Below are 16,280 nucleotides of genomic sequence, written 5' to 3' on the forward strand. Positions count from 1 at the left end.
GACCATTTGCAGATCCTCTGCCAGGGTTCACATTCCTGCCATTCTGTAGCAGCGTTTATACCCGGTATGTTCCATTCCTGAATGCCAGATACCGGGTAAGGTCATATTTCAGCAAAACTGCGCCAGCGCCAATCAAGAGAACATCCTTGATAATGAAGCTGTCAATTTTCCCCAGTTGTGGCAGCAGGCTCAGAGTCGTTACTCCTGTAGTGATAACAATGAGATCGCCAGATATGCCAACACCAGGTCGGGCGAAGCCAATGATCAACGCAAGAAATGTAATGGTTTCCATAACGCCAAGGAAATAACTTCCCCCGTGGACACCAAAAATCAAATACAGAATATTGAGCCATGTTGATGAAATCAGAGGCTCCAGGGCCATAACTTCAAAATCAAACCATTTATAAGTACCAAACAGCATAAATACACCGATAACGCTCAGGCGAAGAATGACGATGTCGTAATCTGAGCGAATAAATCGATTAATGAAATTCTTCATTCATATTCTCCAGGAAGATAATAATGAGATGCCAGTCAGATTTTATCTCAGATGAGAAATATCAGTTCAAAAAAAGCATTCCGATCAATGCCGTTATTTTTAAATGGCAGGTGCATTCCATTTTTTAAGCCGATTTTTTTCTTGATATTGTAAATATGCGAATATACTGTTTTCTTACTTCGACCTCTCACCCTGGCGATTTGCTCTACACTAAAGTGTTTATAGTATAAAAGGAAAGCGATAATTCTTTCATTATGTGTTAATGATTTACCTTGGTCATTCAAACAAGATCCATGCTTCATATTGCAAGGCTCTGACTTGCAGGCAAGGTAAAAATCATACCCGTAGAAAAGTATGCTCATGAGTCCGGCGAACTCATTATCACAGATAATAAAATACGTTTCTCTTTCGCTGTTAAAATGTTCAACGCCAAGTGCCTCACACGAATTGAATAATACTTCAGCGCCTTGCTGAAAATAAAAATCATGCGTCGCGATGATAATTTTCATTATTGCTCCCTGAGCAGGGAGTAAAATACCCCCTGCTGTAAGCTTTAATCAGAACTCCAGACTAATACCCGTGTTCCATGAAACGGAATCTCCACCGGCCGCAACTGCCATTTTACCTGCAACATTGTCTGTAAAGCGGTAGCCGATCCCAACGGCTACTGCCTGCTTATCTGAATATCCTCCCAATGCCGCAGTAGCATTAAATTTACCCACGCTATAAGGCTGGAATAAACCTGCAAGCGCCGCATTCTGAGCTGCACTTTCACGAATTTCTTTGCGGTTGTTAGATATCTGTTTTTGCAGACCATTCATTCTGTCTGTTGCCATCTTTTGCCAGGATTCATGAAGATCTAAACGGCGACTATTCTTACTGACCGCAGACTGGTTAGCATTGATTTTTCCAGATAAATATTTGCTGGTCTGAGAAAGCTCGCCACGAACAGCTTCCGTATTGTTGTCTATACGCGCGTAAGCATCCCTTTTGACACTGCCGATTTCGCCGCGCAGGGAATCACCCTGCTGCTTAAGCTCGCCACGCACGGCTTTTGCATTACTGTCGGCCCGTGCGTAGGCATCCCTTTTGGCGCTGCCGATTTCACCACGCAGGGAGTCACCCTGCTGCTTAAGCTCACCACGCACGACTTTCGCATTATTGTCAGCCTGTGCAATTGCATCAGCTTTGGCCTGGCCGATTTCGCCGCGCAGAACATCCTTTTGTTCATCCAGTTCTTTATTAACCTTTCCAACGCTTACGGTCACGTCCTGTTTTAGCTTATTTACTGCCTCCTGCTGTAAAGCCAGTGAGCGATTTTGAGTATTAACCTGTTCATTAATATAATTTTTCGTCGTATTTGTAGCGTTACTTACACGTCCGTCTACAAATCTAACCACCTCATCTCGATAATTCTCCCCTTTTTGAGAAATGGTTTGAGCTAATTCAACCAGGTGGTTAAATAGTTCTTTTTTGGTAATTGGTGCGTTGGGGTCGTCCTGGTCCGCTGCCCAACTGATATTGCTTAGAGCACCGAACAAAACCACACCTAACATAGAGGCCATAACATTCTTATGCATGTAAACACCCTTAAATTAAAATTAGGAACAATTTTTATCTATTGCAGAAATAAACAGACTCAACCAGAGAACAACAATCTGGAATTCGCCATCTTTTGCGTAGGAAGTTTTCAATCAACCAGACTTGCCTGATTCCAACTTTTAAATTAATTGCTATCATCTCTCGACTGAAGCCAGAAAGTATTAGTGCAAGAACACTTTTAGACAGCTTCGATAACCTCCCGGAAGAAAGTCGCGCATGTGTTATTTCATTAAGTAAAGGTACTGTATCCGTAAGATATGCTGTATCCTGAACAGATTCTTTCCTTAGTAAAACAGGAGGAAGAAAATAAATTACACGCTGTATTGTTTTATCGTGGTGTTTTACACCGCTTCTCCCTTCAATAGTGAAGTAGTTAAAAAACTCAGCAATGGTCTCATCCACAGGCAAAAAATAGCCATGCTTAAATATCAATGCTGCGCACGGGTAACATTCCCGAACATGCAGCCAGAAACTCAAAAATAAAGACGGCCGCCCATATATTACGACAGTAGCTGAAGGATACCTGTGAAGCTGCTCCAGTAGACTACATGTAGAGCAGGCATTTTCAGTTATTGAAATTGGTTTATTCAATAAGGTTATCTTGCTTACTGTTCCAGGCTTATTCATCGACAGATTCATCGCGTACATTTTTATTCCATTAAAAAGTCGCTACGATACTGCGCGCAGTCATAATAACACCTCCAACTTAACTTCGCCGGATAAGACAGGATTTAACATGCTGTGTTGTTAATAGTATGTATTAAGTTAAGGCAATATCATCCCTCCACTCTCGTTTGTATTGAACGTGTTAATAAAAATCACGAAGATTCCAGTTAAAATAACAAAACTAATTTCTTGGTTAAATTATGCTTATTTGGAATCCTTTGACAATCCCTTGATAAACGGGATAACAGGAGCATATCAACGCCTGTTTAAATAAGTGCAAAAAATAAAAGGGAAATTACTGCTGGTCACACCAGACAGGACAATTGGTGAAATTTACAGAAATGTGATAAATATCACAGCAAATGAAAAAGTTCATGAAATTCATCATGGAATGGAGCGATGGGCGGAGCAATTATTAATTTTTGTCAATCAATTGAAGCGATAGGTGATTTCGTATGAAAGTGATGGTTTGCAGGTTATGTCTGTCGGTTGTTCGACGTTACGAACGTCTGTCAGACTGATTCGCTACAGAAAGGATACGTCAGTCTGTGGAAGCGTAACTGACCCACTGATAAGGCGTGGGTTCAGAATGACCGAAAGGGAAATATGTGTTAAAGAAAGTTGTTTAATTTTAGTATGATAGGTGCCTTAAGAAGAGATGTTCTAAAATTATTCATTATGTCATGGTCACGCCTATCAATTATTTTTTAAATTTTGTAAGATAATTTTAATTGATTCAATGTTATTCCACCATCGCTGGAGAAAGTCTTATGAAACTCGCTGTTTACAGTACAAAGCAGTACGACAAGAAGTACCTGCAACATGTTAACGAGTCCTTTGGTTTTGAACTTGAATTTTTTGACTTTCTGCTGACTGAAAAAACGGCAAAAACCGCCAACGGTTGCGAGGCGGTATGCATCTTCGTTAACGACGACGGCAGCCGCCCGGTTCTGGAAGAGCTGAAAAAGCACGGCGTAAAATACATTGCGCTGCGTTGCGCTGGCTTCAATAACGTCGATCTGGACGCCGCAAAAGAGCTGGGTCTGCAAGTCGTGCGCGTCCCGGCCTATTCTCCTGAAGCCGTCGCCGAACATGCGATTGGTATGATGATGACGCTGAACCGTCGCATTCATCGCGCTTATCAACGTACCCGTGATGCAAACTTTTCACTGGAAGGTCTGACCGGTTTTACCATGCACGGTAAAACGGCTGGCGTGATCGGGACGGGCAAGATCGGCGTCGCCGCGCTGCGTATTCTGAAAGGTTTTGGTATGCGACTGCTGGCGTTTGATCCTTACCCAAGCGCCGCCGCGCTGGAGCTTGGCGTGGAGTATGTCGATCTGCCGACGCTGTTTGCGGAATCTGATGTCATTTCTCTGCATTGCCCGCTGACAGCTGAAAACTACCATTTGCTTAATCATGCCGCGTTCGATCAGATGAAAAATGGGGTGATGGTGATCAACACCAGTCGTGGGGCGTTGATTGATTCGCAGGCGGCAATTGAAGCGTTGAAAAACCAGAAGATTGGTTCACTGGGGATGGACGTCTATGAAAACGAACGCGATCTGTTCTTTGAGGATAAGTCCAACGATGTGATTCAGGATGACGTATTCCGTCGTCTGTCTGCCTGCCATAACGTGCTATTCACCGGGCACCAGGCTTTCCTGACTGCGGAAGCGTTGACCAGCATCTCGGAAACCACTCTGCAAAATCTGGAACAGCTCTCAAAAGGTGAAACCTGCCCGAACGCCCTGTTCTGACCCTTCTGCTCCCCTGCGTTCAGGGGAGCACTTTCAGATAATCCCCGATGATATACCAGGCTATATCATTACAATTATGAATGATTTCCCGTCAGCAAATGTAGAGAGTTTTAATGAAGAAGATCGTCGCACTGGTTGCACTCAGCATGCTTATGGCAGGCTGCGTCAGCAATGGAAAAGTCTCCGTTAACCGTGATCAGCTACAGCATCACCGTTTTGTTCTGGAGAGTGTAAACGGAAAACCAGTCGCTGCGGGTAAGAACGCCCCGGAGTTAAGCTTCGGTGAAAAAATGACGGTTTCCGGCCGCATGTGCAACCGCTTCAGCGGCCAGGGCAAGCTGTCTGATGGCGAGCTGAAAGTCAAAGAAATGGCGATGACGCGTATGATGTGCGCCGACCCGCAGTTAAATGAACTGGATCACACCATTAGCGCGATGCTCAAACAGGGCGCGCAGGTCGACTTAACGGCTAACCAGTTGACGCTGGCGACCGCAGAACAAACGCTGATGTTCCGACTGGCTGATTTAGTGCATTAATAGCTGCCGCAGCTTCCAGCGGCGAGCGACTGTTCACTACAGCGTTTGCCGTTGGGTAATGCGCACATGCCAATCGCCGATCCGTCAAGCTGACGGGCAACAGAGAGCGACCCGCCAATCATGGCGCAGTTGGCTTCCCCGGAACTGGACATTGCCGCCTTTAACCCCGGCGCAACATGCGCTGCCGTCGCCTGCTGAACAGGCTCATTACTACAGGCCGACAATAATAACGCGGCACACCCCACTAAAAACGCTGCGCGCATCTCTCTCCCCTCTGAACGTTAGCCAAAACGACACCGCCATAAATAATAGGCAGGCTGCCCTGCGTCGTCGAGAGGCAAACTGCCCATTTATGCGGTTCATTGACATTTTTTAGCAATTTTTTTGCCCTCTCTTTGATCAAATCATTCATTCCCTCTATTCCAGGGACACAAAAGCGAAAATGGTAGAGATCGGGGTTTGCTAAAATAGAGAGATAACTATCAGGGCCCGCCGATGTTTCGCGAGTCCCTCTTTTTGTGCAATGTAAGGGTGTCATATGATCACTATTGACGGTAATGGCGCGGTTGCTTCGGTCGCATTCCGTACCAGCGAAGTTATCGCCATCTACCCAATTACGCCCAGTTCGACAATGGCTGAGCAGGCGGATGCCTGGGCCGGAAACGGGCTTAAGAACGTCTGGGGCGATACCCCTCGCGTCGTAGAAATGCAGTCGGAAGGCGGCGCCATCGCCACCGTTCACGGGGCATTACAGACCGGCGCGCTCTCGACCTCATTTACCTCATCTCAGGGCCTGCTGCTGATGATCCCAACGTTGTACAAACTGGCGGGACAGCTCACGCCGTTTGTACTCCACGTCGCCGCACGCACCATTGCTACTCATGCCTTGTCTATTTTTGGCGATCACTCTGATGTGATGGCGGTTCGCCAGACCGGCTGCGCCATGCTGAGCGCCGGTAGCGTTCAGGAAGCGCAGGATTTCGCGCTCATTTCGCAGATTGCCACGCTGAAAAGCCGCGTACCATTTATTCATTTCTTTGATGGTTTCCGCACCTCGCATGAAATCAATAAAATTGTGCCGCTGGCGGATGACACCATTCTGAAACTGATGCCGCAGGCTGAAATTGACGCGCACCGCTCCCGCGCGCTCAATCCTGAACATCCGGTGATTCGCGGCACGTCTGCCAACCCGGATACCTACTTCCAGTCCCGTGAAGCCACGAACCCGTGGTACAACGCGGTTTATGACCACGTTGAACAGGCAATGAATGATTTCGCCGGAGCCACCGGTCGCCAGTACAAGCCGTTTGAATACTATGGCCACCCGCAGGCGGAACGCGTCATTATTCTGATGGGTTCCGCAATCGGCACCTGTGAGGAAGTGGTGGACGAGCTGCTGGCGCGCGGCGAAAAAGTGGGCGTACTGAAAGTCCGTCTGTTCCGTCCGTTCTCAGCAAAACATTTATTACAGGCGCTGCCGGAAACCGTACGTACCGTCGCCGTACTGGATCGCACCAAAGAGCCTGGCGCGCAGGCCGAACCGCTGTATCTGGATGTGATGACCGCGCTGGCGGAGGCATTCAACAGCGGCGAGAGAGAAACCTTACCGCGCGTGATCGGCGGGCGCTATGGCCTCTCTTCAAAAGAGTTTGGCCCCGATTGCGTGCTGGCTGTTTTCAACGAACTGGCGCGCGCCAGACCCAAATCCCGCTTCACGGTTGGCATCTATGATGATGTCACTAATCTGTCTCTGCCCCTGCCGGAAAACACCCTGCCCGGTACAGCGAAACTGGAAGCGCTATTTTATGGTCTGGGCAGCGACGGCAGCGTTTCTGCAACCAAAAACAACATCAAGATTATTGGTAACTCCACGCCGTGGTATGCACAGGGTTACTTTGTCTATGACTCGAAGAAAGCTGGCGGGCTGACGGTCTCTCACCTGCGCGTCAGCGAGCAGCCGATTCGTTCCGCTTATCTGGTGGCGCAGGCTGATTTTGTCGGCTGCCACCAGTTGCAGTTTATTGATAAATATCAGATGGCGGAACGTCTGAAACCAGGCGGTATTTTCCTGCTCAATACGCCGTACAACGCAGATGAAGTCTGGGCACGTCTGCCGCAGGAAGTTCAGGCGGTGCTGAACCAGAAAAAAGCGCGGTTCTTTGTGATTAACGCGGCTAAAATCGCCCGCGAATGCGGACTGGCGGCACGTATTAATACCGTGATGCAGATGGCCTTCTTCCACCTGACGCAGATTCTGCCTGGTGAAAGCGCGCTGGCGGAATTACAGGGAGCGATAGCGAAAAGCTACAGCAGTAAAGGCCAGGAGCTGGTTGAGCGTAACTGGCAGGCGCTGGCGCTGGCGCGCGAATCGGTAACAGAAGTTCTGTTGCAGGCGGTGGACCCGCACAGCGCAAATCGTCCTCCGGTGGTGTCTGACGCAGCGCCCGATTTCGTTAAAACGGTTACAGCCGCCATGCTCGCCGGGCTTGGTGACGCCCTGCCCGTTTCAGCGTTGCCGCCAGACGGCACCTGGCCGATGGGGACGACCCGTTGGGAAAAACGCAACATCGCCGAAGAGATCCCTATCTGGAAAGAAGAGCTGTGTACCCAGTGTAACCACTGTGTCGCCGCCTGCCCGCACTCGGCGATCCGCGCTAAAGTGGTTTCGCCGGAAGCAATGGAGAACGCCCCGGCCAGTCTGCACTCGCTGGATGTGAAATCACGCGATATGCGTGGTCAGAAATACGTGTTGCAGGTGGCGCCGGAAGACTGCACGGGTTGTAACCTGTGTGTTGAAGTTTGCCCGGCGAAAGACCGCCAGAACCCTGAAATCAAGGCCATCAATATGATGTCCCGCCTTGAACATGTCGAAGAAGAAAAAGTGAATTATGACTTCTTCCTCAATCTGCCGGAAATCGACAAGAGCAAGCTGGAGCGTATTGATATTCGCACCTCTCAGCTGATCACGCCGCTGTTCGAATACTCCGGCGCCTGCTCCGGTTGTGGTGAAACGCCGTATATCAAGCTGCTGACCCAGCTGTATGGCGACCGCATGTTAATTGCCAATGCGACCGGCTGTTCTTCTATTTATGGCGGTAACCTGCCTTCAACGCCTTACACCACCGATGCCAACGGTCGCGGCCCCGCATGGGCGAACTCGCTGTTTGAAGATAACGCCGAATTCGGTCTGGGCTTCCGCCTGACAGTTGATCAGCATCGCGTGCGCGTCATGCGCCTGCTGGAACAGTTCGCCGATCGCATCCCAACGGATTTAAACGACGCATTGCACGCCGACGCGACGCCGGAAGTTCGTCGTGAACAGGTCGCCGCATTACGCCAGCATCTGAAAGATGTCGACGGCGCGCATGAACTGTTAACCGATGCCGATGCGCTGATTGAGAAATCAATCTGGCTGATTGGCGGTGACGGCTGGGCCTACGATATTGGCTTTGGCGGTCTGGATCATGTGCTGAGCCTGACCGAGAACGTCAATATTCTGGTTCTGGACACGCAGTGTTATTCCAATACCGGCGGACAGGCGTCGAAGGCGACGCCACTTGGCGCGGTCACGAAGTTTGGCGAACACGGCAAGCGCAAAGCGCGTAAGGATCTGGGTGTGAGCATGATGATGTACGGTCATGTGTATGTCGCTCAGATCTCGCTGGGCGCGCAGTTAAACCAGACGGTGAAAGCAATCCAGGAAGCGGAAGCGTATCCGGGGCCATCGCTGATCATTGCGTACAGTCCATGTGAAGAACACGGCTACGATCTGGCGCTGAGCCACGATCAGATGCGTCAGTTAACGGCTACCGGCTTCTGGCCGCTGTACCGCTTTGACCCGCGTCGCGCCGATGAGGGTAAACTGCCGCTGGCGCTGGACTCCCGTCCACCGTCAGACGCGCTGGCAGAGACGCTGCTCAACGAGCAACGCTTCCGCCGCCTGAATGCACAGCAGCCAGACGTTGCTGAACAGCTCTGGAAGGATGCGACGGCGGATCTGCAAAAACGCTATGACTTCCTTGCTCAACTGGCAGGCAAAGCGGAAAAGAGCGGTGCTGAATAATACGGCTGTTTGAGTATTCGTCAGGACGAAAAAAAAGCCCGAACCTTGGTTCGGGCTTGTCAATTCATTCGCTGGAAGATCAGTACTTATCGCAATGGCCCAACGAAAAAAGCAAATTGTGACAATAAAGGCATATAACCCGCGCAGAATATCGCAACAAAATTAAATTGTATAATTTTTATTTTATATGTTTTATTAAAAAACATTCATGTCAATTATCATCATTTCTGTAGAATTATTTAATTAAGATTTTACTTAAGACGTAACAATTCATATTTATCTCTTTACGGAACTTCTCCTTTAGCATGATTTCACTTCCCTTATGGGGAGTCACAGGTAAATAAAAAAACTAAAGGGTTATTTCAATGAAAAGAAAAGTACTGGCTCTCGTAATCCCTGCCCTGTTAGCAGCAGGCGCGGCCCACGCCGCTGAAGTTTATAATAAAGACGGCAATAAATTAGATCTCTATGGCAAAGTAGACGGTCTGCATTATTTCTCTGATGACGCAAATTCTGACGGCGATCAAACATACATGCGTATGGGTTTCAAAGGTGAAACTCAGGTTAACGATATGATCACGGGTTACGGCCAGTGGGAATATCAGGTTCAGGCTAACGGTACCGAAGGTGATAAAGGTGACTCCTGGACTCGTCTGGCATTCGCAGGTATTAAAGTCGGTGACTATGGTTCATTCGACTACGGCCGTAACTACGGCGTACTGTACGACGTGGAAGGCTGGACCGATATGCTGCCAGAATTCGGCGGCGACTCTTATACCAAAGCAGACAACTTCATGACCGGCCGTGCTAACGGCGTAGCAACCTACCGTAATACCGACTTCTTCGGTCTGGTGGATGGTCTGAGCTTTGCGCTGCAATATCAGGGTGCGAATGAAAACCAATCCGGCAGCGAAGACACGTATTCCCAGGAGGGGACAAATAACGGCGGTGACCGTAACGTGAAAAACTCCAACGGCGACGGCTTCGGTATCTCTTCAACTTACGATCTGGGTATGGGCGTCAGCTTCGGTGCGGCATATACCACTTCCGACCGAACGAATCAGCAAGCAAATCACTCCACTGCTGGCGGTGATAAAGCAGATGCGTGGACTGCTGGCCTGAAATATGACGCTAACAACATCTATCTGGCGACCATGTATTCTGAAACCCGTAATATGACTCCTTACGGTGGCTCAAACGGCAGTGATAACACCATTGCCAACAAAACCCAGAACTTTGAAGTTACAGCGCAGTACCAGTTCGACTTCGGTCTGCGTCCTGCCGTATCTTTCCTGATGTCTAAAGGTAAGGATCTGGCCGGCGGTGAAGATAAAGACCTGGTTAAATATGCTGACGTAGGCGCGACCTACTACTTCAACAAAAACTTCTCCACTTATGTTGATTACAAAATCAACCTGCTGGATGAAGATGACAGCTTCTACACTCGCAACGATATGTCTACCGACGACGTCGTTGCTCTGGGTATGGTTTACCAGTTCTAAGTCCGTCAGCCCGCTGGCAACGGCGGGCTTTTCTCATAACAACAGTGTTTTATCTATACTAAAACAATATATTTGTTGCGCTAAAACTCTCCATTGATAGATGATATATTGCATAAAGATCTGCTGTAGAGGACGCCGGCAATGAACCATCATCCCGTTAAATCATCCCGTATTGCATCCGTCGGCTATGACGAAACCTCCAGCACGCTGGAAATTCGTTTTCATCGAACCGGTACTCTGCAATATCTCGGCGTCCCGTCGCGTATTTTTCGTGATTTTCTTGTCGTGGTTTCTAAAGGCCGCTTTTATGACGGCGTGATCAAAGGGAAATTTCCAGAGCAGAAACCAAACTCACGCTAAAATGTGACTCCTGTCATTGTACATAAAGTGCCATTAAGGGTTAAACTTTAATCGGATACTTAAACAGGAGGTTTTATGAGCAGAACGATTCTTGTGCCCATCGATATTTCAGATTCAGAATTAACTCAACGCGTTATCACCCATGTTGAAGCCGAGGCAAAAATAGATGACGCAGAGGTCCATTTCCTGACCGTTATTCCGTCACTGCCCTATTACGCCTCTTTAGGCCTGGCCTACTCAGCAGAGTTACCGGCTATGGACGATCTGAAAGCCGAAGCAAAATCTCAACTGGAAGAGATTATCAAGAAGTTCAGTATTCCTGCCGACAGAGTACAGATTCATATCGCGGAGGGTTCTCCGAAAGATAAAATTCTGGAAATGGCTAAAAAATTACCGGCAGACATGGTGATTATTGCTTCTCACCGCCCGGACATCACCACGTATCTGCTGGGCTCCAACGCCGCAGCGGTCGTACGCCATGCCGAATGTTCCGTCCTGGTGGTTCGCTAAACGCATCAGCCCGCACGCCGTTGCGGGCTTTTCATATCCACTTTTCAACCCTGCACGCTTACCTGCGACCTGAGGTATAACGGGTATAAATGTGCTGACATTCTTCTCGCCAATCCGTACCATACACGCCACAGTTTTTATATCAGATTTCTTTTGCCGGTCTTTCCGGCGTGATGCATACTTTTCTGATGCCACACAATGAATTGAGCCTCTATTAAATGTCGCAAAATCAAGATATTAGCAAGAAAGAACAGTACAACCTGAACAAATTACAAAAGCGTCTGCGTCGTAACGTGGGCGAAGCGATTGCTGACTTCAATATGATCGAAGAAGGCGATCGCATCATGGTGTGCCTTTCCGGTGGGAAAGACAGCTATACCATGCTGGAAATTCTGCGTAATTTGCAGCAAAGCGCACCCGTCAACTTTTCACTGGTCGCCGTTAACCTTGACCAGAAGCAACCGGGTTTTCCCGAACACATTCTGCCGGAATATCTCGAGAAACTGGGCGTAGAGTATAAGATCGTTGAAGAAAACACCTATGGGATCGTTAAAGAGAAAATTCCTGAAGGCAAAACGACCTGCTCTCTGTGCTCCCGACTGCGCCGCGGTATTCTCTACCGCACCGCAACAGAACTGGGTGCAACCAAAATTGCGTTAGGCCACCACCGCGACGATATTCTGCAAACGTTATTCCTGAACATGTTCTACGGCGGGAAAATGAAAGGGATGCCGCCGAAGCTGATGAGCGATGACGGCAAACACATCGTTATCCGCCCGCTGGCCTACTGCCGCGAGAAAGATATTGAGCGTTTCTCAGAAGCCAAAGCGTTCCCGATCATTCCGTGCAACCTGTGCGGGTCGCAGCCAAACCTGCAACGCCAGGTCATCGCCGACATGCTGCGCGACTGGGATAAACGTTATCCAGGGCGTATTGAAACCATGTTCAGCGCGATGCAGAACGTGGTGCCTTCTCATCTGAGCGATATTAATCTTTTTGATTTCAAAGGCATTAATCATGATTCCGACGTAGTAGACGGTGGTGATTTAGCCTTTGACCGCGAAGAGATCCCTCTGCAACCCGCAGGCTGGCAGCCAGAGGAAGACGATAATCAGCTGGATGAACTGCGTCTGAACGTCGTGGAAGTGAAGTAATTTCTGACTCAGCCGGATGGCGACGTAAACATCTTATCCGGCCTACGATGCGCATAAGCACCTGTAGGCCGGAACGGGCATTTATTTCAATAAACGAACCCGACAGTTCTTCCCTTTTATCTTTCCGTTCTGCAATTGCTTCCAGGCTTTCTGCGCCACAGGCTGGCGAACCGCCACATAAACATGGGCCGGATGTACGGTAATTTTGCCAATATCAGCGCCATCCAGACCAATATCTCCCGTTAATGCTCCCAGCACGTCGCCCGGGCGCATTTTTGCTTTTTTACCGCCATCAATGCACAGCGTCGCCATTTCAGCTTCCAGCGGTGCAACCGGAACGTTGCCCAGCGGCGTCAGCCAGTTCAGTTTAAGCTGCAACATTTCAGACAGGATATTGGCGCGCTGCGCCTCTTCCGGCGCGCAAAAACTGATCGCCAGACCGCTGTTGCCTGCACGGGCGGTACGACCAATACGGTGTACGTGAACCTCCGGGTCCCACGCCAGCTCGAAGTTTACGACCAGCTCCAGCGACTTGATATCCAGCCCACGCGCGGCGACGTCCGTCGCTACCAGTACGCGCGCGCTGCCGTTTGCAAAACGAACCAGCGTCTGGTCACGATCGCGCTGCTCAAGGTCGCCATGCAGCGATAATGCGCTCTGCCCAACAGAATTAAGCGCATCACAAACCGCCTGACAATCTTTTTTGGTATTACAGAAAACAACGCATGACGCAGGCTGATGCTGGCTCAGCAGCTTTTGCAGCAGCGGGATTTTCCCCTGCGAAGATGTTTCAAAAAACTGCTGCTCGATAGATGGCAGCGCATCCACCGAATCAATTTCAATCGTCAGTGGATTTTGCTGAACCCGACCGCTGATCGCCGCGATGGCCTCAGGCCAGGTGGCGGAAAACAGCAGAGTCTGACGGCGTGACGGCGCAAAGCGAATCACCTCGTCAATAGCGTCGCTAAAGCCCATATCCAGCATCCTGTCGGCTTCATCCATCACCAGCGTTTGCAGGGCATCCAGAGAAACGGTGCCTTTTTGCAGATGGTCAAGCAGGCGCCCTGGCGTCGCGACAATAATGTGCGGCGCATGCTGGAGAGAGTCTCGCTGCGCGCCGAAAGGTTGCCCGCCGCACAACGTCAGGATTTTGGTATTAGGCAGAAAACGCGCCAGACGACGCAGCTCCCCTGCCACCTGATCGGCCAGTTCGCGCGTAGGACAAAGCACCAGCGACTGGGTCTGGAACAGACTGGCATCAATATGCTGTAAAAGCCCGAGACCAAATGCAGCCGTTTTTCCGCTGCCGGTTTTTGCCTGCACGCGCACATCTTTTCCGGCCAGGATCGCCGGTAACGCAGCGGCCTGGACAGGCGTCATCTCAAGATAACCCAACTCGTTAAGATTCTCGAGTTGGGCGGCAGGCAGGACATTCAGAGTAGAAAAAGCGGTCACAATTTAATCTCGCGGTAAAAGACACACAGTCAGCAGGCGCGTATCCTCGCAGATCTCTGCTCTTGATGCGACAATTTAATCGGTTCTTCATCCGGCGGCGGATCTGGCATAGGTTGTGGGCGCGGGATAGGATCGGGAATCGGCACCGGATCGGTTGGTACGGAATCCGACTGGCGCGTTTGCATTTGCAACAACGTGAACAGGCTGGTCATATTACCCTCCGGTCATACAGATTGACTCTTTTAGGGTAGACGCTGATATCCCGCAGGCAAAAAAAAGCCGACTAATCTAAGTCGGCGTCGTACGAATCAATTGTGCTATGCAGTAATTCAAAAAAGGAAGTAAGACAATATGGAGCGCAACGCCCATCGCTTGACGTTGCATTCACCTGCGAGAGAGATATTGCCCCGAATGGGTAGATTGTTTATTGACTTCGCTCAAATTATGCGGCGTTTTTCTGCTCAAAGGACGATGAAAAGCGTTGTTGTTACAACCATTTACTACGATGCAACCATAAGGTAACACCACCAATCAGGACAACTAACAGAATACAGAACATAGAAAATCCAAAATGCCATGCGCCGCCCGGAATTCCCCCGAGATTCACGCCGAACAAGCCGGTTAAAAATGTGCTGGGCAGAAAGACCATCGCCATCAGCGACATCGTATAGGTTCTGCGCGCTAAGGACTCCTGCATAACTTGCGCGATTTCATCGGCCATCACGCCCGTGCGCGCAATACACGCGTCGATCTCATCCAGTCCCCTTCCCAGACGATCCGCGATATCCTGCATTCGACGCCGCTGATCATCATTCATCCAGGCCAGACGCTCGCTTGCCAGTCGCGCATAAACATCACGCTGAGGCGCCATGTATCGACGCATCACAATCAGTTGCTTACGCAGTAACGCCAGGAATCCACGCGGCGGGATCTGCTGATCGAGCAGATTGTCTTCCAGGTCGATAATTTTATCGTGTAATTGCTCGATAAATTCGCTGGCGTGATCCGTCAGGGCGTCACACACGTCGACCAGCCAGCCGCCGCAATCGGACGGGCCAGTCCCTTCCTGCAAGTCGCTAACCACCTCATCAAGCGCCAGAACTTTTCGCTGTCGCGTTGAGACGATAAAACGTTCATCCATATATACACGCATTGCCACTAGCTGGTCAGGGCGTTCATCGGTACTGCCGTTGATGCAGCGTAAGGTGATCAGCGTGCCTTCCCCCATCCGACTGACGCGTGGGCGCGAACTCTCGCCAGCCAGCGCATCACGTACAGAATTCGGTAACAAAGGCGTCGACGCCAGCCACTGCGCGCTGTCAGGGTGGGTGTAATTGAGATGCAACCAGCAGGGATGCTGGCTGTCGATAATATCGTCATTTTCAAGCGGTTTAATGCCGCCGCGACCATCCAGTAGCCAGGCAAAAACGGCATCCGGCACATTGACTTCCGATCCCTTGATGGCTTCCACAACGCCTCCACATTCATTCAACGCTTTTTCGTTAGTCTAGCCTTCGGCGTATGTTAAGCAATACCTCATTATCCCATTGCGCTGAAATGATTCAGAAAAGTACGGTATGGCAGGAAAGGCGCCGGCATCACCGGCGCAAATGTGTTGTACGAGACAATATGGGGTGTTCAACGGATGATAATTTACTTAATCGAAATTTATGAATTTTAGTCTGTAGATCGATAACCTTGCGTTGCATCATCAGCTTTAATATGTCGTACGGGAAAGGGTTAACCTCTTTCAGAATGATTAGCCTGAGTAATGTTTATATAAGTCGCCATCAACCTTTCTTCCTTTTTACTCGTTCACACTTATATCGACCATTGAAAAAAAACTTATCATTCGTGGATTTGTCCAGGTTCCCTGCTAGATTTATCTGCACGTCTATTGTTGTCTCCCGATTTGTGAAAAAACGCTCCATATCACTGTAAGCTGTTAATAAAAAAGCCATTCACCAATAAACCGGCAACACAGCATGTGAAGATAACGGGATTATCGATGATTGCTCACGAACTCAATGCTCTGGATTTATTAAGTTTTCCTGTCTGGATTGTTTTACCACACACAGAAGAGTTAGTTTTCGTAAGGAAGGTGCGAACAAGTTCCTGATATGAGATCATCATATTCATCCGGAGCGCATCCCAGAGGGACATCATGAGCCAT

At 49.3% G+C, this 16,280-nt stretch carries 15 protein-coding genes; 7 read left to right on the forward strand and 8 right to left on the reverse strand.

From position 1 onward, the window contains the following. Window positions 1-55 precede the first annotated feature (55 nt). From OGV50_RS01075 to OGV50_RS01090, 4 genes are read right to left on the reverse strand one after another with little or no spacing between them, the layout of a single operon-like run. A complete protein-coding gene (locus tag OGV50_RS01075) occupies window positions 56-499 on the reverse strand; it encodes a DUF417 family protein (protein ID WP_012132309.1) in 444 nt (147 codons plus the stop codon). Window positions 500-546: 47 nt separating this feature from the next. Further along, a complete protein-coding gene (locus OGV50_RS01080; RefSeq protein ID WP_286488240.1) occupies window positions 547-1,008 on the reverse strand; it encodes a helix-turn-helix transcriptional regulator in 462 nt (153 codons plus the stop codon). 48 nt (window positions 1,009-1,056) lie between these two features. Then, window positions 1,057-2,079: a YadA-like family protein gene (locus tag OGV50_RS01085; protein WP_286488241.1), complete on the reverse strand. Its 1,023-nt coding sequence runs from the start codon at window positions 2,077-2,079 to the stop codon at window positions 1,057-1,059. Window positions 2,080-2,113: 34 nt separating this feature from the next. Further along, window positions 2,114-2,749 carry a hypothetical protein gene (locus tag OGV50_RS01090; protein ID WP_123907487.1) on the reverse strand — a complete coding sequence of 212 codons (636 nt, stop codon included), beginning with the start codon at window positions 2,747-2,749 and terminating at the stop codon, window positions 2,114-2,116. Between the two features lie 788 nt (window positions 2,750-3,537). Between OGV50_RS01090 and ldhA the strand changes: the two genes are divergently transcribed. Together ldhA and hslJ are read left to right on the forward strand one after the other, a co-directional pair. Next, complete coding sequence (gene ldhA, locus OGV50_RS01095; protein ID WP_012132304.1) at window positions 3,538-4,527, forward strand: D-lactate dehydrogenase; 990 nt, start codon at window positions 3,538-3,540, stop codon at window positions 4,525-4,527. A 113-nt stretch (window positions 4,528-4,640) separates the two neighbouring features. Beyond that, window positions 4,641-5,063 (forward strand): heat shock protein HslJ, encoded by a 423-nt coding sequence (gene hslJ, locus OGV50_RS01100; protein ID WP_047463583.1) that lies wholly within the window; start codon window positions 4,641-4,643, stop codon window positions 5,061-5,063. Here the strand turns inward: hslJ and OGV50_RS01105 are convergent. After that, the gene (locus OGV50_RS01105) at window positions 5,060-5,326 is read right to left on the reverse strand and encodes a putative hemolysin (protein ID WP_012132302.1); all 267 of its coding nucleotides are present in this window, start codon (window positions 5,324-5,326) and stop codon (window positions 5,060-5,062) included. The genes hslJ and OGV50_RS01105 overlap by 4 nt on opposite strands. 275 nt (window positions 5,327-5,601) lie before the next feature. Here OGV50_RS01105 and nifJ point away from each other — a divergent pair, with 275 nt between their 5' ends. The 5 genes from nifJ (at window position 5,602) to ttcA (ending at window position 12,652) form a co-directional block, all read left to right on the forward strand. After that, a complete protein-coding gene (gene nifJ, locus OGV50_RS01110) occupies window positions 5,602-9,126 on the forward strand; it encodes a pyruvate:ferredoxin (flavodoxin) oxidoreductase (RefSeq protein WP_114847875.1) in 3,525 nt (1,174 codons plus the stop codon). 365 nt (window positions 9,127-9,491) lie between these two features. After that, entirely contained in the window at window positions 9,492-10,628 is a 1,137-nt protein-coding gene (ompC, locus tag OGV50_RS01115; RefSeq protein WP_047463579.1) for a porin OmpC, read from the forward strand. A 141-nt stretch (window positions 10,629-10,769) separates the two neighbouring features. After that, complete coding sequence (locus OGV50_RS01120; RefSeq protein ID WP_012132297.1) at window positions 10,770-10,988, forward strand: KTSC domain-containing protein; 219 nt, start codon at window positions 10,770-10,772, stop codon at window positions 10,986-10,988. A gap of 75 nt (window positions 10,989-11,063) precedes the next feature. Continuing rightward, window positions 11,064-11,498 (forward strand): universal stress protein UspF, encoded by a 435-nt coding sequence (gene uspF / locus OGV50_RS01125; protein WP_012132296.1) that lies wholly within the window; start codon window positions 11,064-11,066, stop codon window positions 11,496-11,498. A 218-nt stretch (window positions 11,499-11,716) separates the two neighbouring features. Then, window positions 11,717-12,652 carry a tRNA 2-thiocytidine(32) synthetase TtcA gene (ttcA, locus tag OGV50_RS01130; RefSeq protein ID WP_047463577.1) on the forward strand — a complete coding sequence of 312 codons (936 nt, stop codon included), beginning with the start codon at window positions 11,717-11,719 and terminating at the stop codon, window positions 12,650-12,652. A gap of 81 nt (window positions 12,653-12,733) precedes the next feature. Here ttcA and dbpA read toward each other — a convergent pair whose 3' ends face one another. The 3 genes from dbpA to zntB form a co-directional block, all read right to left on the reverse strand. Further along, the gene (dbpA, locus tag OGV50_RS01135; RefSeq protein ID WP_047463574.1) at window positions 12,734-14,107 is read right to left on the reverse strand and encodes an ATP-dependent RNA helicase DbpA; all 1,374 of its coding nucleotides are present in this window, start codon (window positions 14,105-14,107) and stop codon (window positions 12,734-12,736) included. 29 nt (window positions 14,108-14,136) lie between these two features. After that, window positions 14,137-14,319: a proline-rich small protein YnaL gene (ynaL, locus tag OGV50_RS01140; protein WP_048902387.1), complete on the reverse strand. Its 183-nt coding sequence runs from the start codon at window positions 14,317-14,319 to the stop codon at window positions 14,137-14,139. 275 nt (window positions 14,320-14,594) lie between these two features. Beyond that, window positions 14,595-15,578 carry a zinc transporter ZntB gene (gene zntB / locus OGV50_RS01145; RefSeq protein WP_012132292.1) on the reverse strand — a complete coding sequence of 328 codons (984 nt, stop codon included), beginning with the start codon at window positions 15,576-15,578 and terminating at the stop codon, window positions 14,595-14,597. Window positions 15,579-16,280: the final 702 nt, after the last annotated feature.

It is taken from the genome of Citrobacter sp. CK180 (assembly GCF_030333655.1).
Lineage (GTDB): Bacteria > Pseudomonadota > Gammaproteobacteria > Enterobacterales > Enterobacteriaceae > Citrobacter_B > Citrobacter_B koseri.